This window comes from Variovorax saccharolyticus (assembly GCF_030316765.1).
Taxonomy (GTDB): Bacteria; Pseudomonadota; Gammaproteobacteria; order Burkholderiales; family Burkholderiaceae_C; genus Variovorax; species Variovorax saccharolyticus.
This window is the reverse complement of the sequence record NZ_JASZYT010000005.1, coordinates 448757-472791: the sequence shown is the minus strand read 5'-3', so window position 1 is coordinate 472791 and position 24035 is coordinate 448757. Positions and strand designations below refer to the sequence as shown.

Below are 24035 nucleotides of genomic sequence, written 5' to 3'. Positions count from 1 at the left end.
GGCGTTGCTCCTGCGTTTCAGGTTGGCGAGCCGGCGGGCGCCAGGAGGCCCGCCACCTTGGTGGGCACCTCCCTGATCAGGTCGAGCGCCTCCTGGTTGCGGGCCCGCAGTTGCTCCTCGGCATCGAGCGCCTTCTCCATCGAGGCCCGCAGCGCCGCATAGGTGCCGCCGCCGAGCGCGATGACCTGGCCGACATAGGGCGTGACCTTCTGGTAGAGCCCGAAGTCGAGTTCGGCCAGTCGCATCTGGGCGCCGACCAGCCCGGCCACTTCGGCGTGGAACTCGACCTCGAAGGAGGCCAGCGTCTCGAGGCTGGCCTTGCCCGAGGTGAGCGCCTTGAAGGTGGCCCACATCATCGAATGCGCCGTCGAAGCCAATGTGCTGGCGAGCGTCGCGACCGCGCCCCGGGTCTCGGCGCGCGCCTGCTCTTCGCGCGTGCGCAGCCATTTTTCCGTTTCGATTCTCGACTGGCGCCAGCCCGCAAGCGCGCCGCCGACGATCCCGGCCAGCGCACCCACCGCCACGCCGAGAACCACCGCAAATCCCTGATCAAACACCATAAGACACCCAGCCCGGGCTCGACTCGCGCGTCGCCCGGCTGCAGTCGCTCCCTTTCTCTTTCAGTTGCGAAAGGCCGGCTTGGCCTTCACGCGATCGTAGCCGCTCAACTCGAGGAAGCCCTCGCCGCCGGAACTCCCCGTCACCTTCACCGGACCTTCCCAGTAGATGTTCGCCGTCGTCCGCGACGAATCGAACTCGCCATCGGGGAAGTAGGGCTTGACGTTCAGCAATCCGGACGGCGTCTTGACGCCCCATTCGACGACATAGGTGATCCCGGTCTTGGGGCTGGTCCATGTGCCGCCCGGGATCAGCTCGACCTCCCCGGCCTTCAGCGGCGCCGAGCCCTTGGCGTTCGAGACCGTGCCGGCGGTCATGACCTTGCGTCCGTCCATGTCGAACAGCTGGTAGAGCATCAGGTCGGAGCCGTCCGCCAGGTGCAGGGCGAACCAGTTCCATCCCAGCGTCAGCACATCGAACTCGCCCCACTGGTGGTCGAACCACACCGCGCCGCTGACCGCCAGCGTCTTGCCGCCGACGCTGATCTCGCCCTGTGCCGCGATGCGGGGGCGCGAGTAGTAGTAGCTGATGCCGCTGCTGCCGAAATCGAGCAGCCCCGGCGTCGCCGAATCGGCGGCCCGGTGGGCTACCGGCGGCTGCGCGTCCTTGAGGTCGAGCGCGAGGGAAGCGCCTTCGAAGGCCACGCGCAGCAGATGCGCCGGACCCGAGGCTGCGACCTGCCAGCCGTCCTGCCGGAAATCGAAGCCGCTGGCGCTGCTCGCGATGGGAATGCCGCCGGTGCGCGTCTGGCTGGCGTAGCGCTTTCCGGTCTGCAGGTCGATCAGCGCCGCGTGCATGACCGTGTGCTTGACCAGGCCGTTGGCGACGAAGACGGCGATGTGGAACGCATAGCGTTGGCCCGCCGCGGCGTCGAGAATGCCGTTGTAGTACCACCATTCCATGGCGGAGCCATGGGGCGCGTCGTCGGCCGGCAGGTTCAGCGGCGCCAGGGCCGCCGTGCGTTCGATGGGCTTTCGGCCGGCGTCCGCTGCAGCGACCCGGGCGGCGGCGACCGATGCCGACTCGGAGTCGGCCAGCAACGACAGGCCGGCACCGACGGCAGCGACGACCACCACCATCGTCGCGAAGAAGATCCACAAGCCCTTTCGCCGTGCCTTCCGGATGCGGGAGGAACGCGAGCGCGAACCGGACCGATGGTAGTTTCTGGCGAGGTCGTCGTCTTTCATGTTCGGAGCGTCCTTGGCGCGTCGGCCTGCATGCGGTCGACTTCGCCGTCGGCGTAGGGCTGCAGCACCCTGGCGCGCGCCCGGTCGTCCGGGTCGGCCGCCACCGAGACCACGGCCAGCATGCCCGCGGCCAGCGGGATCGCCAGCAGCGTGGCGAGGATCGGCGCGGCCCGGCTCGTGCCGCCCTGGCCGACCAGCAGCGCCCGCAGCGTTTCGGGGTCCTTTCCGGCCAGCCTCAGAACCGTGGAGATCCGCTTCCTGCACAGCCGGTAGTAGGCAGCGTCCGCGTACAAGGGCGGCAGCAGCAGCAGCGGCAAGCCGATCGCCAGCGTCGCGACACCCACGGCTGCCGGGCCGAACGGGCTTGCGATCGCGGTGGCGAGGCCCAGCAGAACCCCAGGCAGAAAGAGATAAAGCGCCGCGTTCAGCCAGCTCTTGCGGTAGAGCAGCCACCAGAAAGTGGCGAAGAAGGCCGCCCAGTGCCAGCCCGCCGAGGTCCTGCCGTCGCGATCGAACTGTGCGAACTTGCGCAGGTAGCGCGGCAGGTTGGCCTCGCCGATCACCAGCGCATAGAGCTCTTCCTGGCTCTGCGCGACCCGCGATGAAGACCGCGCCCGAGGCGCGGGCGCTGCCTCGGCGCCGTTCGAGGTGCCAGATCGGGCGAGTGTCATCGTCAACGATTTCCAGGTTGCGGATCAGCTTGCCCGCCGAGCGTATCAGTTACATCCTGAAGCAGAAAGACTTACGTGCGCCGTGCGTGACTTTTTCAGCAATGCCGCGGACAGATGGGGCCGTGGCGCCCCGGGCCCTCAACTTTTGCCGCGAAGTGCCGATAGACGGGGATTCCTTTCCGGGCGCCTCCATGAACGATGTCAGCTACCTTGCCTCGGAGCACGATCCATGGATCGTCCTCGCCTCGGTGGCCGTCGCTATCCTCGCGTCCTACGTCACCCTCGACCTGTCCTTGAAGGTCAGGAAGCCCGAGGGGGGCGTCAGCAAGATGTGGTGGATCGCGGGCTCCCTCGTGATGGGCACCGCCGTCTGGTCCATGCATTTCGTCGGCATGCTGGCCTTCTCGCTGCCGATCCAGCTCGGCTTCAGCCACCTGCTGACCTTCGTCTCCTGGCTGGCCGCGGTGGCGGCCTCGGTGGTCGCGCTCGGCGTCGCCAGTGCCGGCCGGTACAGCCTGGGCTCGGTGGCCGGCGCATCGGTTGCCATGGGCGCGGGCATCTGCGGCATGCACTACATCGGCATGGCGGCGCTGGACATGACGCCCGGCATCGTCTGGGACTGGCGCCTCGTCGCCGCCTCGGCGGCCATCGCCGTGGCCGCGTCCGCGTCCGCGCTGATGATCTTCCGGCTGCTCCAGCGCGTGCATGCGCGGCGCGAGTTCGCGACCCAGGCACTGGCCGCCACGGTCATGGGCGCGGCGATCTGCGGCATGCACTACACCGGCATGGCGGCGGCCAGCTTTCCGCTCGGATCGGTCTGCCTGAGCGCCCAGGAACTGGGCGGCCGCAGCCTCGCCGCGATCGTGGCGATCGCGACCCTCATGCTGCTGCTGGGCACCCTGCTGGCCTCGATCCTCGAGGTCCGGCTGCAGCGGGTCGCGCGCCAGCTGTCCCAGTCGCTGCAGGAATCCAACGAGCGGCTGCAGAGCGCCAACGACGAATTGCTCCAGCGGGCCCTGTCCGACCCGCTGACCGGCCTGCCCAACCGGCTGCTGTTCGAGGACCGGCTGCGCCAGGCGGTGCAGCGATTCACGCGCAGCCACCAGAGCGCGGTGGTCGAGCAGCTGGCCGTCCTGTTCGTCGACCTGGACGGCTTCAAGCCGGTGAACGACACCTTCGGCCACGGCGCCGGCGACCAGATCCTGATCGCCAGCGCGCAGCGGCTGCTCGCCGAGGTGCGATCCGGCGACACGGTGGCACGGGTCGGCGGCGACGAGTTCGTGCTGCTGCTGGAGGGCTTGCGCGATGTCGAGGCCTGCGTCGCGGTGGCGAACCAGATCCTGCGCGCCTTCGCGCAGCCCTTCGAGGTCGTCGGCCGGCAGCTGCGCATCTCGTGCTCGATCGGCATCGCGATGCACTCGGTGCAGGGCGATGCCGAAAAGCTGGTCGCCCACGCCGACGCAGCGATGTATGCGGCCAAGCGCACGGGCGGCTCCAGCCTGGCATTCTTCGAAGCGCACATGGCGATCGACGCGGCCGATCACCTGCAGCTGCAGAGCGACCTGCGCCAGGCCCTCGAGGACAACCAGCTGGAGCTCTACTACCAGCCGAAGATCCATGGCAGACGCCATCGCATGAGCGGCCTGGAGGCCCTGGTGCGATGGAATCACCCGCGGCTGGGCGTCGTCGGCCCCGACACCTTCATCCCGCTGGCCGAGCGCTTCGGCCTGATCGTGCGGCTCGGCCACTGGGTGATCAACGAGGCCTGCCGGCAGGTCGCTGCCTGGGGCAACGAGGGCCGCCACATGAGGGTGGCGGTGAACCTCTCGGTGCATCAGCTGCGCGAGGTGTCGCTGGTCGATTCGGTCGAGGAAGCCTTGCGGCGGCACGGCCTGCTGGGCTCCCAGCTGATCTGCGAGATCACCGAAACCGTCGCGATCCAGGAACGCGAGATCACCACCCGGATCTTCGAGGGACTGGCCCGCATCGGCGTCCACCTGTCGATCGACGACTTCGGCACCGGCTACTCGAGCCTGAGCCAGCTGCGCGACCTGCCGGCGCGGCAGCTGAAGATCGATCGGAGTTTCGTCAGGGACATCGAAGGCCAGGAGGATGCCCGTGCCGTGGTGGAGGCGGTGATCAAGCTGGCCCATGCGCTGCAGCTCACGGTGGTGGCGGAAGGGGTCGAGACCCAGGGCCAGCGCGACGTCCTGCTGAGCCTCGGCTGCGACGAGCTGCAGGGCTACTTCTACGCGCGGCCGATGCGGGCGTCCGCGGTGCTGGGCTGGTCGCTGGACGCGTCGACCGAACTGACGCCGGCCCGGTAGCCCTTACTCCCGCGCCGTCGCCTCGTCGCCGACCCAGCTCGCCGAACGGCCGATGCTCTCGAGCAGGTGCGCCGTGAAGGCGCGCACCTTGGCGCTGGCGCGCGGCGCGGCGCGCACCAGGAAGATGCCGCTGGGTTCCTGCCGCGGCGCACCCTCGAGGTCCAGCTCGACGATGCGGCCCGCCGCCAGGTCCTCGCCGATCGCCCAGTTGGGCATCAGCGCGATGCCCAGGCCCTGCGCCGCGCACATGCGGCGCGCGTCGCAGTCGTTGCTTTCCAGCGCGAACTGCGGCGGACGGCTCCAGTCGAAGCCGTCGAGCTCGCGCCAGCCGCGCGCGCTGGTGCTGTGCTGGCGGTCGATCAGCCGATGCTGCGCCAGGTCGGCGAAGCGCCGCGGCCGGCCGTGGCGCTGCAGGTAGGCCGGCGAGGCGCCCATGATGTAGCGCTGGCTGCCGATGCGCTGGCAGATCAGGCTGCTGTCGGGCTGGTCGCCGATGCGGATCACGAGGTCGAAGCGCTCAAGCACCGGATCGACCACCCGCTCGGTGAGTTCGAGCTCGACGTTGAGCGCCGGATGCTTGTCGAACAGCGAGCCCAGGTGCGGTGCCACGTGGCGGCGGCCGAAGGCCGGCACGCAGCTGACCCGCAGCAGGCCCTGCACGCTGCCGTCGAGCGACACCACTTCGCTGCGCGCGTCGCTCATCTCGTGCAGGATCTTCACGGCGCGCTCGAACAGCAGCGTGCCGGCCTCGGTCATGACGAGGGCCCGGGTCGAGCGCGTGAACAAGGGCACCTTCAGGTCCTGCTCGAGCGCGTCGATCTGGCGCGCCACGGAAGAGGCCACCAGCCCCTTGCGCCGGGCCACCGCAGAGAAGCTCTTCGCCTGCGCGACGTCGACGAACATGGAGAGGCTTTCGGCGAAGCGGATCGATTCCATTTGTGCAAACCACGCAAAGGCATTTGGCCCTGGCGCCGGATTCCCATGACGAAGCGCAAAGAATAGCATCGACTCGCAGCACAAGCACCCGCATCAGCACAAGGATCCGAACCATGTTCGAGCAAGAGACAAAGCCCCTTCCCCCTCGCCCTCGCCTTCCCCTGCCCGTGGGCCGCCGCCGCATGATCGGCTGCAGCCTCGCGCTCGGCCTGGCGTTGGCCACGGCCGGCGCCGTCGCGGCGGACGGCTATCCCTCGCGGCTGGTCACGGTGATCGTGCCCTTCGCCGCCGGCGGCACGGTCGACAAGGTGGCCCGCCAGATCCAGGAGCCGCTGCGGGCACGGCTCGGGCAGCAGGTGATGGTCGACAACCGCGGCGGCGCCGGCGGCACCATCGGCATGGCGGCACTGGCCAAGAGCGCGCCCGATGGCTACACGGTCGCGCTGGTGTTCGACTCCTACGCGACCGAGCAGCACATCTATCCGAAGCTGCCCTACGCGACGCTGCGCGACTTCGCCGGCGTGAGCTACGTGGCGCGCTCGCCGATGGTGCTGGTGGTGCCGGCCGGCTCGCCCCACAAGAGCCTGAAGGATTACGTGGCCGCCGCCAAGGTCAAGGGTGCGGTCTCCTACGCCTCGGTCGGCGCCGGCAGCTCGAACCACCTGGCGGCCGAGTTGTTCCACGAGACCGCGGGCAGCCAGGGCTTGCACGTGCCCTTCAAGGGCGGCGGCCCGGCCCTCACGGACCTCATGGGCGGACATGTGGACTCGATGATCGCCAGCCTCCCGCTGGTCCTGCAGCAGGTGCAGAGCGGCAAGCTGCGGGCGCTCGCGGTGACTTCGGCCAAGCGCAACGCCGCCCTGCCCGAGGTGCCGGCGGTGGCCGAGACCTACAAGGGTTTCGAGGTCTATTCCTGGGTCGGGATGGTGGCACCGGCGAAGACGCCGGCGCCGGTGCTCGACCGGCTGTCCGCCGACATGACCGCCACCCTGCGCGACCCCGAGGTCGCCAAGCGCCTGTCGGACGGCGGTTTCGAGGTGGTCGCGGGCGACCGCAAGGCGACGGACCAGCTGATCCGCAGCGAGAGCGAGCGCTGGGGCCGGCTGATCCAGGCCCGCAAGATCGTCGCCGAATGAGCATCGACTCCGAACCTGGCGGCATCCAGTCCTTCAGCTTCGAGAGCCGCGCCCAGCGGGTCCTGTTCGGACACGGCAGCCTGGCGCAGGCCGCCGGCGAGATCGAGCGGATGGGGATCGGCCGGGCGCTGGTGCTGTGCACGCCGCCGCAGCGGGCCCAGGCCGAGCGGGTGGCCGACCTGCTCGGCGCCCGCGCCGCCGGCATCTTCGACGGCGCCGTGATGCACGTGCCGATCGAGAGCGCACGCGCGGCCCGGGAGGCCGCGGCCCGCCTCGGCGCCGACGGCGCGGTGGCGATCGGCGGCGGCTCGACCATCGGCCTGGGCAAGGCGATCGCGCTCGAATCGGGGCTGCCGATCCTGGCCATCCCGACCACCTACGCGGGCTCCGAGATGACGCCGATCTACGGCCTCACGGAAGGCGGCCAGAAGCGCACCGGCAAGGACCCGCGGGTGTTGCCGCGCAGCGTGATCTACGACCCGGCCCTGACCGTCGGCCTGCCGGTCGGCCTGTCGGTGGTCAGCGGGATCAACGCCATCGCGCACGCGGCCGAAGGGCTGTACTCGACGGATGGCAACCCGGTCTGCGACCTGATGGCGGTCGAGGGCATCGCTGCCCTGGGCCGGGCCCTGCCCGGCATCCATGCGAACCCCGCCGACGCGCAGGCGCGCAGCGATGCGCTGTACGGCGCCTGGCTGTGCGGCACGGTGCTGGGCAGCGTCGGCATGGCGCTGCACCACAAGCTGTGCCATACGCTGGGGGGCAGCTTCAACCTGCCGCATGCCGAGACCCACACCATCGTGCTGCCGCACGCGCTGGCCTACAACGCCGCGGCGGCAGCCGGTGCGATGCGGCGCATCGCCGGCGCGCTGGGCGCCGACAGCGCGCCGCGGGCGGTGCACGAACTGGCCCGGCGCAACGGCGCGCCGACGGCGCTGAAGCAGATCGGCATGCGCGAAGAAGACCTGGACCGCGCCTGCGCCCTGGCGTTGCAGAATGCGTATGCCAATCCGCGTCCGATCGAGGCCCGGGCCCTGCGGGAACTGCTGCAGGATGCCTTCGACGGCGCGGCACCCAGAGCCTGAACCCCGCCGCCCAATCCCCTCGCCGCATGACCCACGCCGCCGCATCGCCCAGCCGTTTCGCGCACCAGCTCGCACAGCAGTACGGACTCGACGAGGTGCCGGCATCGCGCTCGGCCATGCCGTCGCTCGACATGGCGCGGATGCACTACCCCGAGCCCCATCTGTTCGTGCTGGCGCCGCTGCCGGCCGAGGACGCCTTCGTGGTCAGCGTGGAACTCGAGCGCGCCGGCAGCCGGCGCTTCTTTCATGGCAATGCCCAGACCCACCTCGGGCTGCTGGAGCCCGGCGCGGTGCATATCGCCGACCTCGCGGAGCGCCCCTCCGCCTATGTCTGCAGCCCCTTCCATTCGGTGCTGTTCCGCCTGCCGCGCAGCACCATGGACGAGTTCGCGCGCGAGTCCGGCGGGCCCGCGGTCGCGCAGCTGCACTGCACGCCGGGCGCGTCCGATCCGGTGCTGGCGGGCATCGCCGCGGCGTTGCTGCCGTCCCTGAAACGGCCCGCGGAAGCCTGCCGGCTGTTCATCGATCACATGGCACTGGCGCTGTGCGCGCATCTGGCCAGCACCTACGGCGGCAGTCAGGGGCGCCGTCCGGTCGCTGCCGGCCTGGCGCCCTGGCAGGAGCGCCGCGCCAAGGAACTGCTGGCGGCGAATCTCGCACGCAACGTGTCGCTGGCGGAAGTGGCGGCCGAATGCGGCCTGTCGCGCGGCCACTTCAGCAAGGCTTTCAAGGCGACCACCGGCCGGTCGCCGCACGCCTGGCTGATCGAGCGCCGCATCGAGGCGGTGCGCGGCATGCTGCTGGAATCCACGGCCTCGCTGTCGGAGATCGCGGTCGCCTGCGGCTTCGCGGACCAGAGCCACCTGACGCGGGTGTTCGGCGCCCGTACCGGCAGCTCGCCGGCCTTGTGGCGGCGCCAGCGCCGCGCTTGAGGTGTCGCCCCGCTGGCGCAGCGGGCGGCGCGAGCCTCAGGCCGGCAGCAGCTCCGGCAGCAGCGGCCGCTGCAGGCGGTTGCGCCACCACTTGAACGCCTCGCCGGTGCCGCTGGCCGGTTTCCAGGCCAGCCAGAAGTGCTCCTCGGGCCGCGACTCCTCCATCAGCGCCAGCTCGACCAGTGCGCCGCCGGCCAGCGCCGCCCGCACGCAGGCGCGGGGCAGGAAGCCATGGCCCAGCCCTTCGGACTGGAAGGCGATCTTGGCGGCCATCGACGGCACGGTGATGCGGCGCTGCCCGGCCAGCAGGCCGATGGTGCGGTCGGACATCGAACGGGCACCATCGCCCACCACCACCGCCGTGTGCGCGAGCAGGTCGGCCCGGGTCAGCGGCCGTTGCAAGAGCGCCAGCGGATGGGTCGGCGCGACGCAGAACGCGAACTCGAGGCTGCCCACCGCCACCGCCTTGTAGCCGCCGCCGGCCGGCCCGTCGCCGGCCGCGACGATCAGGTCGGCGCGGCCGTCGCGCAGCGCCTCCCAGGTGCCCGTCAGGGTCTCGCAGGCGATGCGCAGCCGGGTGCCGCAGTTCAGGTCCTCGAATGCGCGGATGTCGTGGCTGAAGGCCGAGGTCGGGATCAGCGAGTCGTGCACCAGCCGCAGCTCGGATTCGAAGCCGGTGGCGATCTGGCGCATGCGCGATTCCAGGTCGGCGGCCGCAGCCACCAGCCAGCGCCCTTCCTTGAGCATCTCCTGTCCCGCGGCCGTCAGGCTCACGCGCGGACCCTGGCGCACGAACAGCGCGATGCCGAGCTGCTCCTCGAGCTTGGCGATCGCATAGGAAATGGTCGACGGCACCTTGTTCAGCCGCTCGGACGCCGCCGCGAAGGAGCCGTGGCGGGCAATGGCATCCACCAGTTCAATGGCCTCGAGGCTGAGCTTCAACACGGCATGTCCTTTGCTTTTGATGTTCGAATTAATCGATCATGAACACCGAAAAGTATCAGCATACAAGAGCCTTCGACCTCGGATACTTCCTGAATCGAATCGTGAATCAGATCGATGATCAACCACAAGGAACGCCCATGATCGAACTGCGCAAGGCAGACCATCGCGGCCTCGCCGACCACGGCTGGCTCAAGTCGCGCCACACCTTCTCCTTCGGCCACTACCACGACCCGAAGCAGCAGGGCTTCTCTGACCTGCTCGTGATCAACGACGACCGGGTCGCACCGGAACAGGGCTTCGGCACCCACCCGCACCGCGACATGGAGATCATCTCGTACGTGCTCGAAGGGGCGCTGGAGCACCGCGATTCGATGGGCACCGGCTCGGTGATCCGGCCGGGCGATGTGCAGCTGATGAGCGCGGGCACCGGCGTGCGCCACAGCGAGTTCAACCATTCGGCCAGCGAGCCGGTGCACTTCCTGCAGATCTGGATCGTGCCATCGGCGCGCGGCGCGGTGCCGCGCTACCAGCAGGTGCATTTCAGCGCCGCCGAGAAGCGCGGCAAGCTGCGCCTGATCGTCTCGCCCGAAAGCGCGGAGGGCTCGCTCTCGGTGCACCAGGATGCCCGCGTCCATGCCGGCCTCTTCGACGGCCTGGAGACGGCCACGTTGCAGCTCAGGCCCGACCGCTACGCCTACGTGCACGTGGCGCGCGGCAGCATCGAGGTCAACGGCGAGCGGCTCGGCCAGGGCGACGGCGCGCGCATCCGCGACGAACGCACGCTGCGCTTCGCGAAGGCCGACCAGGCCGAGCTGCTGGTGTTCGACCTGCGGCCGCACGAACGGCCTTCGATTCAGCACGGATGCCGGGCCGGCGCACTACAGTAGCGGCATGACGCCGGTCCGAAAGCAGCTGATCGTCCACGGCCGCGTGCAGGGCGTGGGTTACCGCTGGTCCATGGCCCAGGCCGCCGAGGCACTGGGTGTCCGCGGCTGGGTGCGCAACCGCCGCGACGGCACGGTCGAGGCCCTTGCCGTCGGCGATGCCGCGGCGGTCAATGCGCTGGTGCAGTGGGCCCGCCAGGGCCCTCCCGAGGCGCGGGTCGAACGGGTCGAGGTGCTGGACTCGCTCGAACCGGCGCAGGCCCCGGCAGGATTCGAGCAGCGCGCGACGGTGTAGCGGCGCGCCGGGCCACCGGCCCAGTGCCGTGCACAATCCTTCGCATGTCGACCCTCCCACCGGCCCCAGGCGGCGCATGCGAATCCACGAATTGAAACGGCGACTGAAGCATGCGGGCGCGGGCCCCCTCCATGAGCAGCGCATCCTGAGGCTCTGGTCCCATGCCCTGCCCCGGGACAGCGGCCGGCGCCTGCCGCAGAGCTTTTTTCCGTCGTCGCTGCTGGCTGCCCTGCCCGCCATCGAAGCCGAGCTCGCCGGACTGGCCCGGCTGCACGCGGTCCATCCCGGCGCCGATGGCTCCGAGCGGCTGCTGGTCGCGCTGGCGGACGGCCAGACGGTGGAGAGCGTGCTGCTGCCCCGCGACGGCCTCTGCGTCTCGACGCAGGTCGGATGCGCCGTCGGATGCCAGTTCTGCATGACCGGTCGCGGTGGCTTGCTGCGTCAGCTCGGCAGTGCCGAGATCATTGCCCAGCTCGCCCTCGCGCGCTTGCGGCGTCCGGTACGCAAGGTGGTGTTCATGGGCATGGGCGAGCCGGCCCACAACCTGGACAACGTGCTGGAGGCGATCGACCTGCTCGGCACGGCGGGCAGCATCGGCCACAAGAACATCGTGTTCTCCACCGTGGGCGATCCGCGCGCCTTCGAGAGACTGCAGCAGGGAAGAGTCAGGCCGGCGCTGGCCCTCTCGCTGCACACGAGCAAGGCCGAGCTGCGGCGCAGGCTGCTGCCGCGCGCGCCCGACATGACGCCCGAGGAACTGGTCGGCGCATGCGAAGCCTATGCCCGGGCGACCGGCTACCCGATCCAGTACCAGTGGACGCTGCTGGAAGGCATCAACGACGGCGAGGACGAGATCGAAGGCATCGTCCGCCTGCTGTCCGGCAAGTACGCCGTGCTGAACCTGATTCCCTTCAATGCGGTGGATGGCGTGGCCTTCGGCCGCCCCTCGTGGGAGCGCTGCAAGCAGCTGGCGCGCACGCTGCACCAGCGAGGCATCCTCACGAAGCTGCGCTATTCGGCCGGCCAGGATGTCGACGGCGGCTGCGGCCAGCTGAGGGCGCGCGCGGTTCAGGACCCGGTGCCGGTTCGAAGGGTCGTGGCGATTACACAATTTTAGTGACAGGTGGCCTTCAATTCGGCCTATGTACGCCGATACACAAGTCGTCATGGACACGCCACCTTCCAACCCGTCGCCCGAGCTGCTGACCCAGCTTCCCAGAGAAAACGTCCTCCAGGACGACGGTGTGCACATGCTCGTGTCGACGAAGGGCGTCGAGGGATCGAGGAGCGACGGCATCCTGCTTCGCCGCTGCGCCTTCTCGCTCGCCGCGCCGCTCTGCTGCGAACTGCTGGGCCAGTACCGCCTGCTTTCGGACGGCTTCTGGCACGCGTCCCTGCGCAGCCCGCCGCGTGAAGATGGCTCGCTGGGACCTCCTCAGCTGGGCATCTACGGGACGGAGCTCGACGCCCTGGTCAATCTCTGGGCCAACCGCCGGCACCTCGATCTGGGCTCGCGGGTCTGAGGACATGGCGCGCCGACCCACTTCCTGAGCTGGCGCGCAGCGCCCGCAGGCTGTACCCTGAACCGATCCGGCCGTCGCCGGCAATGTCATCGATCAGGAGGCAAGGGCATGGTGGAGCCATCGAGCAAGGACATTTCTCCCGCGACCGCCACGGTCGACGTGGTGGTGGTGGGCGCGGGTTTCTCGGGTCTTTACCTGCTCCACAAGCTGCGTCAGCTGGGCTTCTCCACCCGCGTGCTCGAGGCCGCCGGCGACGTGGGCGGCACCTGGTACTGGAACCGCTATCCCGGTGCGCGCTGCGACATCCCGACCACCGACTACACCTACAGCTTCGATCCCGATCTGGAAAAGGCCTGGACCTGGTCCGAGAAGTACGCCACCCAGCCCGAGATCCTGCGCTATGCCCAGTTCGTGGCCGAGCGCTACGACCTGCGGCGCGACATCGACTTCGACACCCGCGTGGTGGCCGCGCGCTGGGACGACGAGGCCGGGCACTGGCAGGTGCGAACCGACACCGGCCGCGACATCCGCTGCCGCTACTACGTCATGGCCAGCGGCTGCCTGTCGCTGCCCAAGACACCCGACATCACGGGCGCCGAGCGCTTCAAGGGCGAGGTCTTCTTCACCAGCCGCTGGCCGCACGAAGGGGTGGACTTCAGCGGCAAGCGGGTGGCGGTGATCGGCACCGGCTCTTCGGGCATCCAGTCGATCCCGATCATTGCCCGCCAGGCCAGCCAGCTGACCGTGTTCCAGCGCACGCCGAACTTCTCGATCCCGGCGGGCAACGGCCCGGTGCGCCCCGAGCGGCGCGCGCCCCTCGAAGCCGACCGCGAGGCCTATCGGCGGGAGGCGAAGTGGTCGCGCGCCGGCGTGCCGAACGAGCAGACCCAGGTCTACGGCCGCTACAGCCCGCCGCAAGTGCACCGCGAGCGCTTCGAGGCGGCGTGGCAATCGGGGGAATTGATCCCCATGCTGGCCGTTTTCGCCGACCAGATCCTGTTCCGCGATGCCAATGCGATCGTGGCCGGCATGGTGCACGAGAAGATCCGTGAGGTGGTCCAGGACCCGCAGCTCGCCGAGTTGCTGAGCCCCCGGGACCATCCCTTCGGTACCAAGCGCCCGTGCCTGGACACCGGCTACTACGCCACCTTCAACCTGCCCCACGTGCGGCTGGTCGACCTGCGCCGCCATCCGATCGAGACCATCACCGAGACCGGCATCGCGCTGGCCGGCGAGTCGATGGCCTTCGATGCGATCGTCTACGCCACCGGCTTCGACGCCATGACCGGCGCCATCGTGTCGGTCGACATCACCGGGCGCGACGGCATCACGCTGAAGCAGAAGTGGGCCCACGGGCCGCAGACCTACCTCGGCCTGATGACGGCAGGCTTCCCCAACCTGTTCACCATCACCGGGCCGGGCAGCCCGTCGGTGCTGTCGAACATGATGGTGTCGATCGAGCAGCACGTCGACTGGCTTGCCGACTGCCTGGTCCGCCTGCGCGCGGATGGCATGACGACCATCGAGCCCACCGAGACCGCCGAGACCGGCTGGGCGACGCACGTCGACGACTGTGCCGGCATCACGCTCTACCCGACGGCCGACTCCTGGTACATGGGAGCCAACGTGCCGGGCAAGCCGCGCGGCTTCCTGCCCTATGTGGGCGGTGTCGATGCCTACCGCGGCGCCTGCGACGAGGTGGCGGCCTGCGACTACCTGGGCTTCAGGCGCAGCGGCGCGAAGGGCACGCGCTGCACCGACGGCGTGGTCCGGCGCCTGCAGCCCGACGTCGCGATGGTGCTGCAGATGATGGCGCAGTTGAACCTGCCGACCTTCGATTCGCTGCCCGTCGGGCAGGCGCGCGCCCTCCTGCAGCAACTGTCGGCAGCACGCCCGACGGGCCCCGCGGTGGGCGACACCGTCGACGGCAGCCTGCCCGGAGCGGCCGGACCGCTCGCCTATCGCCTGTACCGGCCCGCCGGCCCGGGCCCGCATCCGGTGGTCGTCTATTTCCATGGCGGCGGCTGGGTGCTCGGAAGCCACGAATCCGACGATCCCCTGTGCCGGGACCTGTGCCGGCGCTCCGACGCCCTGATCGTGTCGGTGAACTACCGGCACGCGCCCGAGGCGCGCTTTCCGGCCGCGGCCGACGACGGCCTGGCCGCGGTGCGCTGGGTCGCCGCGCACGCGGCCGAACTGGGCGGCATTCCTGGCGCGCTGGCGGTGGCCGGCTGGAGCGCCGGAGCCAACGTCGCCGCCGTGATCTGCCAGCAGGCGCGAGACCACGGGGGGCCGGTGATCTCGGGGCAACTGCTCCTGGCACCGGTGACCGACTGCGGCATGAGCACGCCGTCCTTCGACGAGAACGCCGAAGGCTACGTGCTCACCGCATCGCTGATGAAGTGGTTCTGGGACCAGTACGCCGATGCCGCCGAACGCCCCCATCCCAAGGCATCGCCGCTGCGCGCCGACGATCTGTCGAGGCTGCCGCCCGCGTTCGTCGTCACCTGCCAGTTCGATCCGCTGCGCGACGAGGGCATTGCCTACGCGCGGGCGCTGGCCGCGGCCGGCACGCCCGCGCGCTGGATCACGGCACGCGGCCACACCCACACCTCGCCGACGATGGTCGACGTGGTCGTGTCGGGCGAGCAGGTCCGCGGCGAGATGGCCGACGCGCTGCGCGGCTTTTTCAAGGCCGCGGCGCCGGCCTGAGGCCCGCGCGTTCAGCCTGCGGCCGCCTCCGAGTGGAGCCATTCCAGGAAGGCCTCCACGGAGGGTCGCCTGGCGTGCCGCGGCGGATAGACGGCGAAATGCGCCTTGACCCTGACGGCCAGATCGAGGCCGAACACGGGCTTGAGCTTGCGCTCTGCAATGTGTCTCGCGGCAATCGTCGTGCTCTCGAGCGCGACGCCGAGACCCTGGGTGGCGGCGTCGAGCGACATCTGGGCCCGATCGAAGCGCACCGCGAACCAGTCCGGCGCCCGCTTGTCGCTGAACTGCGCGAACCAGTCCGACCACTGAACCACGCTGACGTTGCTCTGGATCAGCTTCACGGCGGAGAGTTGCTCGACGCGCTTCAAGCCGTTCTGCCGGATGAACGCAGGACTGGCCAGCGGCACGATGCGTTCCTCGAACAAGGGTTCGACCACGAGGTCGGGCCAGTTCGGTATTCCATAGCGGATGTCGATATCAGACTGGCCGAGGGCGAAGTCGCTGGGCGTGTGCGCGGCTGACAGGTTGAGCGAGATGTCCGGGTAGGCCTGGGCAAAGCGGCGCAGCCGCGACATCAGCCAGAGGCTGGCGATGCTGGGTGCCGAGTGCACGTAGAGGCTGTTGCTCACGCCCTGGCGCAGATCGTCCGTCGCCGAGGCGATCGCCTGCAGCGCGCCGCCCACCTTCGACAGGTACATGTCGCCGGCAGCGCTGAGCCGCACGCCGTGGGCGCTGCGCTCGAACAGCCGCACGCCCAGGTGGGCTTCGAGGCGCGAAACCTGATGGCTGATGGCCGAGGCGGTGAGATGGAGTTCCGAGGCGGCGAGCGCAAAGCTCCTGCGGCGGGCAACGGCCTCGAAGGCCTGCAGGTTGGTCACGGCGGGCAATGCGGACATAGGGTCAACCCGGTCGTTAGATGATGAACCGTCATCTTAGGCTGAAAATACATCGCTTGTCGTCATGCTCGCAGCGAACGACCATCGGCTCCACACCACTCTGGAGACACATCGATGCTGCTGCTCAAAGACAAGACCGTCGTCATCACCGGCGGCGCCGGCCTCAACGGGCTCGGGTTCGCCACGGCACGCCTGATGGCGGCCCACGGAGCCCGGGTCGCCGTGCTCGACCTGGAGCGCGCCGACCCTGCCGCGGCGGCCGCCCAGCTCGGCCCCGGCCATCGGGGGATCGTTGCCGACGTCACCGACAAGGCTTCGTGCGATGCGGCCGCCGCGGCGGTGCTCGAGGCCTTCGGCCGCATCGATGCCCTGGTCAACAACGCAGGCATCACGCAGCCGGCCAGGACGCTCGCTATCAGCGGCACCGACTACGACCGCATCCTCGACGTCAGCCTGCGCGGCACCTTGTACATGTCGCAGGCGGTCCTGCCCGCCATGCAGGAACAGGGGAGCGGATCGATCGTCTGCATCTCGTCGGTGTCCGCCCAGCGCGGCGGCGGCATTCTGGGCGGCCCGCACTACTCGGCGGCAAAGGCGGGTGTGCTGGGCCTGGCGCGCGCCATGGCGCGGGAGTTCGGACCCGAGGGCATCCGCATCAACAGCATCGCGCCCGGCCTGATCGGCACCGACATCATCAAGGGCAAGCTCACCGAAGAGAAGAAGGCGGAGATCGCCGAGACCATTCCGCTCGCCCGCCTGGGCCGCGCCGAGGACATTGCCGGCGCCTGCGTATTCCTTGCCAGCGACCTGTCGCTCTACTGCACCGGCATCACGCTCGACGTCAACGGCGGCATGTTGATTCATTGAATCAGCGTTCCCTCTCATTCCATAAACAGGAGACAGACATGACCGAAACGAAATTCACTCGTCGCCAGCTGCTGGCCGCAGGTGCTGCATTGCCGCTGTTCTCGATCGTCACGCGCAGGGCGGACGCCGCGGAGTTCGAACTCAAGTACGCGACCGGCCAGGATCCGACGCACCCGGTCAACCTGCGCGCCAAGGAAGCGCACGACCGCATCCGCGAAGCGACGTCGGGCCGGGTCAATATCAAGCTCTTCCCCGCCAACCAGCTCGGCAGCGACACCGACCTGCTGACGCAGGTCCGGAATGGCTCGGTCGAGTTCTTCAACCTGTCGTCGCTGATCCTGTCGACCTTCGTGCCTGTTTCGGGCATCACGAGCGTCGGCTTCGCTTTCAAGAACTACGACGATGTCTGGAAGGCGATGGACGGGGACCTGGGCAACCACATTCGCGCCGAGATCGCGAAGACGCCTCTCATCACCGTCTCGAAGATCTGGGACAACGGTTTCCGCCACGTCACCTCGTCCGGGCGCGAGATCAAGTCCGCCGCCGACCTGAAGGGCTTCAAGGTGCGGGTGCCGGCGGCACCTCCGCTGACTTCGCTGTTCAAGTCCCTGGACGCCGCGCCCTCGCCGATCAACTTCAACGAGGTGTACACCGCCCTGCAGACCAAGGTGGTGGAAGGCCAGGAGAACCCGCTGGCCATCATCGCCACCGCGCGGCTCTATGAAGTCCAGAAGACCTGCAGCCTGACCGGCCATGTCTGGGACGGCTACTGGGTGCTCGGCAACAAGCGCGCATTCCAGAAGCTGCCGCCGGACGTGCAGCAGATCATCACCCGGGAGATCGACAAGTCCGCGACCGACCAGCGGGCCGACGTGGCAAGGCTCAGCACCAGCCTGATGACCGATCTCAAGGCCAAGGGCATCAGCTTCATCGACGTCCAGCAGGACGACTTCCGCAAGAAGCTGGCCACCACCGGCTTCTACGGCGAGTGGAAGACGAAGTACGGCGCAGCGCCCTGGGAGCTCCTGGAGAAGGTCTCCGGAAAGCTCGGCTGACAGGCAAGCCAATCGCTCGCTCGCCCGGTGGTCTCCGGGGCGAGTGGCTCCCTTCGATGAACTGCGTGACGGGTGAGCCGCAACACCGCGGAGGCCGGCGGCCGCCCGTCGCATGAAAGAAACCCATGAACATCTCTAGTGACGAGCCCGGCGCTACCGGGCACATGGACCCATTCAGCCAGCGCGCACCTGTCGCATGGCTCGAGAGCTTGAACAAGGCCATCGCCACGCTGGTCGAAGTCCCGGCCGCCCTGCTGGTGCTGGCCGAGGTCGTGGTGCTGCTCGCCGGGGTGACCAGCCGCTATGTCTTCCACGAGCCGCTCGTATGGTCCGACGAACTGGCATCGATCCTGTTCCTCTGGCTCGCGATGCTGGGATCGATCGTTGCCTTCCAGCGCGGCGAGCACATGCGCATGACGGCGATCGTCGGCAGGCTCGATGCCCGACAGCGCGCCTTCCTGGACCTGGTCGCGATCGCTGCCGCGGTCGCCTTCCTCGCATTCGTGCTTCACCCGGCCTACGAGTTCGCGCAGGACGAAGTCTTCGTCACGACGCCGGCGATGGGCATTCCGAACTCATGGCGGGCCTCGGCGCTGCCGGTCGGCCTGGGCCTGATGCTGCTGGTCGGCCTGATGCAGATCTTCAGGCTGGGCCGGATGAAGGACGCCGTGCTGGCATTGGGCGTGGTTGCGCTCGTCATCGCGGCGATGGCGCTGGCGGGGCCGCTGTTCAAGTCGCTCGGGAACTGGAATCTGTTCCTGTTCTTCGTGCTCGGCGTCGGCGCCATGGTGCTGCTCGGCCTGCCGATCGCGTTCTCCTTCGGGCTGGCGACCTTCGGCTACATCGCGCTGACGACCAGCACGCCCACCGTGGTCATCGTCGGCCGGATGGACGAAGGCATGAGCCATCTGATCCTGCTCGCCGTCCCGCTGTTCGTCCTGCTGGGCCTGCTCATCGAGATGACCGGCATTGCGCGCGCCATGGTCAACTTCCTGGCCAGCCTGCTGGGGCACGTGCGCGGCGGACTCTCCTACGTGCTGATCGGTGCGATGTACCTGGTCTCGGGCATCTCGGGGTCCAAGGCGGCCGACATGGCGGCCGTGGCGCCGGCACTGTTCCCGGAGATGCGCAAGCGCGGTGCGAAACCCGGCGACCTGGTCGCCCTGCTTTCCGCCACGGGCGCGCAGACCGAGACGATCCCGCCGTCCCTGGTGCTGATCACGATCGGCTCCGCCACCGGTGTCTCGATCGCCGCGCTCTTCACCGGTGGCCTGCTGCCCGGGCTCGTGGTGGGCGTGACCCTGGCCGCACTGGTCTGGTGGCGCTACCGGGGCGAGGACCTGTCGGGCGTTCGAAAGGCGAGCGGTCGCGAGATCGCCAAGTCGTTCCTGATCTCGATCCCTGCCCTCGCGCTGCCGGTCGTCATCCGCGCTGCGGTGGTCGAGGGCGTCGCCACCGCGACCGAGGTGTCCACCATCGGCATCGTCTACGCCGTGATCGCCGGACTGCTGGTGTACCGGCAGTTCGACTGGAAGCGGATCTATCCGATGCTGGTCAGCACCGCGTCGCTCTCCGGCTCCATCCTGTTCATCATCGGTGCTGCCACCGGCATGGCCTGGGCGCTGACCCAGTCGGGATTCTCGACCGCGCTGGCCGATGCGATGAAGGCCTTGCCCGGCGGCGCGGTCACCTTCATGGCGGTCTCGGTGCTCGCCTTCATCATCCTCGGCTCGGTGCTCGAGGGCATCCCTGCCATCGTGCTGCTGGGCCCCCTGCTCTTCCCCATCGCCCGCCAGGTCGGCATCCACGAGGTGCACTACGCGATGGTCGTGACCCTCGCGATGGGCATCGGCCTCTTCGCGCCGCCCTTCGGGGTCGGCTACTACGCGGCCTGCGCCATCAGCCGGATTCATCCGAACGAAGGGATGAAGCCGATCGTGGGCTACATGGTCGCGCTGTTCCTCGGGACCGTGCTGGTGGCGGCGATCCCCTGGATCTCTGTCGGCTTCCTCTGACTCTCGCCTCTCAACTCACTCTCCCAAGGAGATTTCCATGTCTGACTTATCGACGCTTCAACAAAGCGCCTACCGCATCCGCCGCTACGCCCTGCGCATGGGCGAGGTTCAAGGGCAGGGCTACATCGGCCAGGCGCTGGGATGGGCCGATGTGCTCGCGGTCGCCTACAAGCACGCGATGACCTACAGGCCCGAGGACCCGGAGTGGGAAGGCCGCGACCGCTTCCTGCTGTCGCACGGCCACTACGCCATCGCCTTCTATGCGGCGCTGATCGAGGCCGGGACCATTGCCGAGGACGAGCTGGAAACCTACGGCAGCGACGACAGCCGGCTGCCGATGTCGGGCATGGCCACCTATACGCCCGGCATGGAGATGTCCGGCGGTTCGCTCGGCCAGGGCCTTCCGATCGCGGTCGGCATGGCGCTCGGGCTGCGTTTGAAAAAGAACCCGGCCTTCGTCTACAACTCGATGTCCGACGGCGAGCTGGACGAGGGCTCGACCTGGGAGGCGGCGATGGGCGCCGCCCACCACCGCCTGTCGAATCTGATCTGCCTGGTCGACATCAACAACCAGCAGGCCGACGGCCCGTCCGGAAAGATCATGGGCTTCGAGCCGCTGGCCGACAAATGGGAAGCATTCGGCTGGCACGTGCAGCGCGTGAACGGCAACGACCTGCCGGCGGTCATCGCCGCCTTCGATGCGGCGCGTGAACTGAAGGAGGACAGGCCGCGCGTGATCCTCTTCGACACCTTGATGGGCCGGGGCGTCCCGTTCCTGGAAACCCGGGACAAGAACCACTTCATCCGCGTCGACCCGCCCGAATGGCAGCAGGCCATCGCCCATGTCGACCACACGCAAACCGAAGGAGCCGAATGATGACTGCCATCACCGAAAAGAAGCCGCGTCTCAAGACCTCGGCAATGATCGCCTCCATCGCCGGCGAGGGCCAGCGCGTCAAGGCGGCGCCCTTCGGCAAGGCGCTGGTCGAGCTGGGGCGCGACCGCCCGGAGATCGTCGGCATGACGGCCGATCTCGCCAAGTACACCGACCTGCACCTGTTCGCGAACGCGTATCCCGAGCGCTTCTTCCAGATGGGCATGGCCGAGCAGCTGCTGATGGCGGCTGCGGGCGGCATGGCCAAGGAAGGCTTCATCCCGTTCGCGACCACCTATGCGGTCTTCGGCACCCGGCGCGCCTTCGACTTCGTGCACCAGGTGATCGCCGAAGAGAACCTCAACGTCAAGATGTGCTGCGCGCTGCCGGGGCTGACCACCGGCTATGGCCCGAGCCACCAGGCGACCGAGGATCTGGCCTTGATGCGCGGCATCCCGGGCCTGACCATCATCGATCCCTGCGACGCGCTCGACATCGAGCAGGCGGTTCCTCAGATGGCCGATCACCAAGGGCCCGTCTACATGCGGCTGCCACGCGGCAACGTGCCGCTGGTGCTGGACGAGTACGACTACAAGTTCGAGCTCGGCAAGGCCAAGCTGATACGCGACGGCAGGAGCGTGCTGGTGATCTCCAGCGGCTTCATGACGATGCGCTCGCTGGAAGTCGCCCAGCAGCTCCAGGCCGAGGGCGTGGATGTCGCGGTGCTGCACGTGCCGACGATCAAGCCGCTCGACGAGGCGACGATCCTGGCCGAAGTGCGGCGGCTGGGCAGGCTCGTCGTGGTGGCGGAAAACCATTCGGTGATCGGCGGCCTCGGGGAGGCGGTGGCCAGCCTGCTGATGCGCTCGGGCGTCGCGACCGCGTTCCGCCAGATCGGCCTGCCGGACGCCTTCCTCGATGCGGGGGCGCTGCCGACACTGCATGACCGCTACGGCATCTCCACGGCGGCGATGGCCCGTCAGATCAAGGGCTGGCTCTGAGCGATCAGGCGCGCCTTCGCCGGCGAAGTTGGCACACTCGGTGCATTGAAGGACCCTTCTGCGCCGCCATCCGCCGGAACGGATGCGCGGCGCGCTGACGCGATGCTGCAAACACTGGCCATCACCGGCCCCATCTACCTGGTCATCGCGCTCGGCTTCCTGGCCGGGCGCGCAGGCACCTTCAGCAAGCTGGACATGCGGGTGCTCGGCACCTACGTGGTCAAGTTCGCGCTCCCGGCCCTGGTGTTCACCGCACTCTCCCAGCGCCCGGTCGGCGAGGTCATGAACGGCCGCTACGTGCTGGGCTACGCCCTCGGTTCGCTCGCCGTGATGATGCTCGCCTTCGGCTGGGCATGGCGCTGGCAGGGCAAGAGCTTCACGCTGAGTGCGCTGTGCGGACTCGGCTGCGCCAGCTCGAACAGCGGCTTCATCGGCTACCCCATCGCGATACTGGCCGCCGGGCCGTCCTCGGCCGCGGTCGGCCTGGCCATGTGCATGCTGGTCGAGAACCTGCTGATGATTCCGCTCACGCTGGTGATGGCCGACAGCGGCCACGCGGGCGCGGGCAAGTGGCATCGCATTCTGATGCAGTCGCTGGTGCAGCTGTCCCGCAATCCGGTCATCCTGGCGATCGCCGGGGGCCTGGCGGTCTCGCTGATCGGCATCCCGATCACCGGCGTCCTGGCGCGCACGATCAACATGCTGGCCATGTCCTCGGCGGCCGTCTCGCTGTTCGTGATCGGCGGCACGTTGACCGGCCTGAGAACCAAGGGCATGCGGCGCGACGTGACCACCATCGCCCTCGGCAAGCTCCTGCTGCACCCCCTGGCGGTGGGGGTGATGATGTGGCTCGTGCCGCCGAGCGATCCGACGCTGCGGGCCGCGGCGGTGGTCTTCGCCGCGACGCCGATGCTCAGCATCTACCCCATCCTCGCGCAGAAGTACGGCTTCGAGGAGATGTGCGCGGCCGCCCTGCTGCTGGCGACCGTGCTGTCGTTCGTGACGATCAGCGTCGCCCTGTGGTTGCTGGGACCGGTGCTCGGATGGGCTGCGTAGCGGGGCTCCCTTCGCGCTCAGTCGGCGTACTCGCCCGCGTCCCTGATGACCTTGGCCCAGCGGACTTTCTCCGCTTCGACGAACTTCCTGTGGGCCGAGGGGTCCAGCCGTTCGTCGTTCACCACCGTGAGTCCCAGCGCCTCCTCGCGCTTGATCAGTTCGGGATCCTTCAAGGCGGCGCGCAACGCGGTGTTGAGCGTTGCAACGACCGCGGGCGGCGTGCCCTTCGGGGCGTAGAGGCCATGCCACACCTGGACGTTGAAGTCCTTCAGGCCGGCTTCCGAGAGCGTCGGCGCCTCGTTCAGGGCCGCAAGCGGCAGCCGCTGCAGGCTGGTGATGCCGTAGACCTTGACCTTCCTGCCTTCGATCTGCGGCACTGCGTTCACGGCCTGCTCGCACATCACATCGACCTGCCCGCCGATCAGGTCGGTCATGGCCGGCGCCGTCCCCTTGTACGGCACTGGCGTCAGCGGGGTCTTCAGTGCGCTCTGGAACATCAGGCCGCACAGGTGCGATGCGGAGCCCAGGCCCGCGTTCGCGAGGTTCACCCTGGCGCCGTTCGCTGCGATCCACTGGCGCAGTTCCGCGAAGCTGTTCGCCGCCAGGCTCGGCTTGCCGATCAGGACCGACGGTGCTTCGTTGATCAGTCCCAGGGTCTCGAAGTCCTCCGGCACCTTGTAGCTCAGCTTGCGGTAAAGCGCGGGGGCGGTCGCCATGCCGATGTGGCTCACGAGCAGCGTGTAGCCGTCGGGCGCCGCCCTGGCCACCTTGGCCGCGCCGATGGTGCCGCCCGCGCCGATCGTGTTGTCGATGATCACGGTCTGCCCCAGCGGCTTGCGAAGCGCCTCGGCCAGATCGCGGGCGATCTTGTCCGTAGGCCCGCCGGCCGCGAACGGCACGACGATCGTGACGGGCTTGTCGGGGTAGTCCGCACAAGCCAGCGTGGCGGACCCGGCCAGGGCCAGGCCGGCGACGCAGCGCCAAGGATTGTTCATGTCTTGTCTCCGTTGTGCTTGGGTG

General features: G+C 68.8%; 22 protein-coding genes. 15 read left to right on the top strand and 7 right to left on the bottom strand.

The window, feature by feature from the left end; genetic code table 11:
• Nucleotides 1-17: 17 nt before the first annotated feature.
• The 3 genes from QTI45_RS18410 to QTI45_RS18400 form a co-directional block, all read right to left on the bottom strand.
• A complete protein-coding gene (locus QTI45_RS18410) occupies nucleotides 18-536 on the bottom strand; it encodes a hypothetical protein (protein ID WP_286655472.1) in 519 nt (172 codons plus the stop codon).
• A gap of 84 nt (nucleotides 537-620) precedes the next feature.
• Nucleotides 621-1718: a lipocalin-like domain-containing protein gene (locus tag QTI45_RS18405; RefSeq protein WP_286655471.1), complete on the bottom strand. Its 1098-nt coding sequence runs from the start codon at nucleotides 1716-1718 to the stop codon at nucleotides 621-623.
• Nucleotides 1719-1801: 83 nt separating this feature from the next.
• Nucleotides 1802-2476 (bottom strand): DUF2628 domain-containing protein, encoded by a 675-nt coding sequence (locus QTI45_RS18400; protein ID WP_286655470.1) that lies wholly within the window; start codon nucleotides 2474-2476, stop codon nucleotides 1802-1804.
• A gap of 191 nt (nucleotides 2477-2667) precedes the next feature.
• Between QTI45_RS18400 and QTI45_RS18395 the strand changes: the two genes are divergently transcribed.
• Complete coding sequence (locus tag QTI45_RS18395) at nucleotides 2668-4803, top strand: putative bifunctional diguanylate cyclase/phosphodiesterase (protein ID WP_286655469.1); 2136 nt, start codon at nucleotides 2668-2670, stop codon at nucleotides 4801-4803.
• A gap of 3 nt (nucleotides 4804-4806) precedes the next feature.
• On the opposite strand, the gene QTI45_RS18390 is transcribed toward QTI45_RS18395, so the two are convergent.
• On the bottom strand, nucleotides 4807-5739 hold the full coding sequence (locus QTI45_RS18390) for a LysR family transcriptional regulator (RefSeq protein ID WP_286655468.1): 933 nt from the start codon (nucleotides 5737-5739) through the stop codon (nucleotides 4807-4809).
• 182 nt (nucleotides 5740-5921) lie between these two features.
• On the opposite strand from QTI45_RS18390, the gene QTI45_RS18385 reads away from it, so the two are divergent.
• From QTI45_RS18385 to QTI45_RS18375, 3 genes are read left to right on the top strand one after another with little or no spacing between them, the layout of a single operon-like run.
• The gene (locus tag QTI45_RS18385) at nucleotides 5922-6875 is read left to right on the top strand and encodes a tripartite tricarboxylate transporter substrate binding protein (RefSeq protein WP_286655467.1); all 954 of its coding nucleotides are present in this window, start codon (nucleotides 5922-5924) and stop codon (nucleotides 6873-6875) included.
• Complete coding sequence (locus QTI45_RS18380) at nucleotides 6872-7960, top strand: maleylacetate reductase (protein WP_286655466.1); 1089 nt, start codon at nucleotides 6872-6874, stop codon at nucleotides 7958-7960. The genes QTI45_RS18385 and QTI45_RS18380 overlap by 4 nt, the downstream gene beginning before the upstream one ends.
• Before the next feature lie 26 nt (nucleotides 7961-7986).
• The gene (locus QTI45_RS18375; RefSeq protein ID WP_286655465.1) at nucleotides 7987-8892 is read left to right on the top strand and encodes an AraC family transcriptional regulator; all 906 of its coding nucleotides are present in this window, start codon (nucleotides 7987-7989) and stop codon (nucleotides 8890-8892) included.
• A 36-nt stretch (nucleotides 8893-8928) separates the two neighbouring features.
• On the opposite strand, the gene QTI45_RS18370 is transcribed toward QTI45_RS18375, so the two are convergent.
• The gene (locus QTI45_RS18370; RefSeq protein WP_286655464.1) at nucleotides 8929-9837 is read right to left on the bottom strand and encodes a LysR family transcriptional regulator; all 909 of its coding nucleotides are present in this window, start codon (nucleotides 9835-9837) and stop codon (nucleotides 8929-8931) included.
• A gap of 137 nt (nucleotides 9838-9974) precedes the next feature.
• Here QTI45_RS18370 and QTI45_RS18365 point away from each other — a divergent pair, with 137 nt between their 5' ends.
• From QTI45_RS18365 to QTI45_RS18345, 5 genes are all read left to right on the top strand, one after another.
• Nucleotides 9975-10724 carry a pirin family protein gene (locus QTI45_RS18365; RefSeq protein WP_286655463.1) on the top strand — a complete coding sequence of 250 codons (750 nt, stop codon included), beginning with the start codon at nucleotides 9975-9977 and terminating at the stop codon, nucleotides 10722-10724.
• 4 nt (nucleotides 10725-10728) lie between these two features.
• The gene (locus tag QTI45_RS18360; RefSeq protein ID WP_286655462.1) at nucleotides 10729-11016 is read left to right on the top strand and encodes an acylphosphatase; all 288 of its coding nucleotides are present in this window, start codon (nucleotides 10729-10731) and stop codon (nucleotides 11014-11016) included.
• A gap of 76 nt (nucleotides 11017-11092) precedes the next feature.
• Nucleotides 11093-12133: an RNA methyltransferase gene (locus QTI45_RS18355; RefSeq protein ID WP_286655461.1), complete on the top strand. Its 1041-nt coding sequence runs from the start codon at nucleotides 11093-11095 to the stop codon at nucleotides 12131-12133.
• A gap of 49 nt (nucleotides 12134-12182) precedes the next feature.
• Nucleotides 12183-12539 carry a hypothetical protein gene (locus tag QTI45_RS18350; protein ID WP_286373557.1) on the top strand — a complete coding sequence of 119 codons (357 nt, stop codon included), beginning with the start codon at nucleotides 12183-12185 and terminating at the stop codon, nucleotides 12537-12539.
• Nucleotides 12540-12647: 108 nt separating this feature from the next.
• A complete protein-coding gene (locus tag QTI45_RS18345) occupies nucleotides 12648-15251 on the top strand; it encodes a flavin-containing monooxygenase (protein ID WP_286655460.1) in 2604 nt (867 codons plus the stop codon).
• Nucleotides 15252-15262: 11 nt separating this feature from the next.
• Here QTI45_RS18345 and QTI45_RS18340 read toward each other — a convergent pair whose 3' ends face one another.
• Nucleotides 15263-16147, bottom strand: a complete 885-nt coding sequence (locus QTI45_RS18340; RefSeq protein ID WP_286655459.1) for a LysR substrate-binding domain-containing protein — start codon at nucleotides 16145-16147, stop codon at nucleotides 15263-15265.
• A 117-nt stretch (nucleotides 16148-16264) separates the two neighbouring features.
• On the opposite strand from QTI45_RS18340, the gene QTI45_RS18335 reads away from it, so the two are divergent.
• From QTI45_RS18335 to QTI45_RS18310, 6 genes are all read left to right on the top strand, one after another.
• Entirely contained in the window at nucleotides 16265-17014 is a 750-nt protein-coding gene (locus QTI45_RS18335) for an SDR family NAD(P)-dependent oxidoreductase (protein WP_286373579.1), read from the top strand.
• 38 nt (nucleotides 17015-17052) lie between these two features.
• Nucleotides 17053-18069 (top strand): TRAP transporter substrate-binding protein, encoded by a 1017-nt coding sequence (locus QTI45_RS18330; protein WP_286655458.1) that lies wholly within the window; start codon nucleotides 17053-17055, stop codon nucleotides 18067-18069.
• A gap of 125 nt (nucleotides 18070-18194) precedes the next feature.
• Complete coding sequence (locus QTI45_RS18325) at nucleotides 18195-20084, top strand: TRAP transporter large permease (protein ID WP_286655457.1); 1890 nt, start codon at nucleotides 18195-18197, stop codon at nucleotides 20082-20084.
• 37 nt (nucleotides 20085-20121) lie between these two features.
• Entirely contained in the window at nucleotides 20122-20961 is an 840-nt protein-coding gene (locus QTI45_RS18320; RefSeq protein ID WP_286655456.1) for a transketolase, read from the top strand.
• Nucleotides 20961-21959, top strand: a complete 999-nt coding sequence (locus tag QTI45_RS18315; RefSeq protein WP_286655455.1) for a transketolase family protein — start codon at nucleotides 20961-20963, stop codon at nucleotides 21957-21959. Before QTI45_RS18320 ends, QTI45_RS18315 begins: the two co-directional genes overlap by 1 nt.
• Nucleotides 21960-22061: 102 nt before the next feature.
• The gene (locus QTI45_RS18310) at nucleotides 22062-23015 is read left to right on the top strand and encodes an AEC family transporter (RefSeq protein WP_286373550.1); all 954 of its coding nucleotides are present in this window, start codon (nucleotides 22062-22064) and stop codon (nucleotides 23013-23015) included.
• Nucleotides 23016-23032: 17 nt separating this feature from the next.
• Here the strand turns inward: QTI45_RS18310 and QTI45_RS18305 are convergent, their stop codons facing one another.
• A complete protein-coding gene (locus tag QTI45_RS18305) occupies nucleotides 23033-24010 on the bottom strand; it encodes a tripartite tricarboxylate transporter substrate-binding protein (RefSeq protein ID WP_286655454.1) in 978 nt (325 codons plus the stop codon).
• Nucleotides 24011-24035: the final 25 nt, after the last annotated feature.

Excerpts from the sequence above, each read along its gene's own strand:
- QTI45_RS18400 (WP_286655470.1), bottom strand. The coding sequence starts at position 2,476 with ATGACACTCGCCCGATCTGGCACCTCGAACGGCGCCGAGGCAGCGCCC.
- QTI45_RS18395 (WP_286655469.1), top strand. The coding sequence starts at position 2,668 with ATGAACGATGTCAGCTACCTTGCCTCGGAGCACGATCCATGGATCGTC.
- QTI45_RS18390 (WP_286655468.1), bottom strand. The coding sequence starts at position 5,739 with ATGGAATCGATCCGCTTCGCCGAAAGCCTCTCCATGTTCGTCGACGTC.
- QTI45_RS18385 (WP_286655467.1), top strand. The coding sequence starts at position 5,922 with ATGATCGGCTGCAGCCTCGCGCTCGGCCTGGCGTTGGCCACGGCCGGC.
- QTI45_RS18380 (WP_286655466.1), top strand. The coding sequence starts at position 6,872 with ATGAGCATCGACTCCGAACCTGGCGGCATCCAGTCCTTCAGCTTCGAG.
- QTI45_RS18375 (WP_286655465.1), top strand. The coding sequence starts at position 7,987 with ATGACCCACGCCGCCGCATCGCCCAGCCGTTTCGCGCACCAGCTCGCA.
- QTI45_RS18365 (WP_286655463.1), top strand. The coding sequence starts at position 9,975 with ATGATCGAACTGCGCAAGGCAGACCATCGCGGCCTCGCCGACCACGGC.
- QTI45_RS18360 (WP_286655462.1), top strand. The coding sequence starts at position 10,729 with ATGACGCCGGTCCGAAAGCAGCTGATCGTCCACGGCCGCGTGCAGGGC.
- QTI45_RS18355 (WP_286655461.1), top strand. The coding sequence starts at position 11,093 with ATGCGAATCCACGAATTGAAACGGCGACTGAAGCATGCGGGCGCGGGC.
- QTI45_RS18350 (WP_286373557.1), top strand. The coding sequence starts at position 12,183 with ATGGACACGCCACCTTCCAACCCGTCGCCCGAGCTGCTGACCCAGCTT.
- QTI45_RS18345 (WP_286655460.1), top strand. The coding sequence starts at position 12,648 with ATGGTGGAGCCATCGAGCAAGGACATTTCTCCCGCGACCGCCACGGTC.
- QTI45_RS18340 (WP_286655459.1), bottom strand. The coding sequence starts at position 16,147 with ATGTCCGCATTGCCCGCCGTGACCAACCTGCAGGCCTTCGAGGCCGTT.
- QTI45_RS18330 (WP_286655458.1), top strand. The coding sequence starts at position 17,053 with ATGACCGAAACGAAATTCACTCGTCGCCAGCTGCTGGCCGCAGGTGCT.
- QTI45_RS18325 (WP_286655457.1), top strand. The coding sequence starts at position 18,195 with ATGAACATCTCTAGTGACGAGCCCGGCGCTACCGGGCACATGGACCCA.
- QTI45_RS18320 (WP_286655456.1), top strand. The coding sequence starts at position 20,122 with ATGTCTGACTTATCGACGCTTCAACAAAGCGCCTACCGCATCCGCCGC.
- QTI45_RS18315 (WP_286655455.1), top strand. The coding sequence starts at position 20,961 with ATGACTGCCATCACCGAAAAGAAGCCGCGTCTCAAGACCTCGGCAATG.
- QTI45_RS18310 (WP_286373550.1), top strand. The coding sequence starts at position 22,062 with ATGCTGCAAACACTGGCCATCACCGGCCCCATCTACCTGGTCATCGCG.
- QTI45_RS18305 (WP_286655454.1), bottom strand. The coding sequence starts at position 24,010 with ATGAACAATCCTTGGCGCTGCGTCGCCGGCCTGGCCCTGGCCGGGTCC.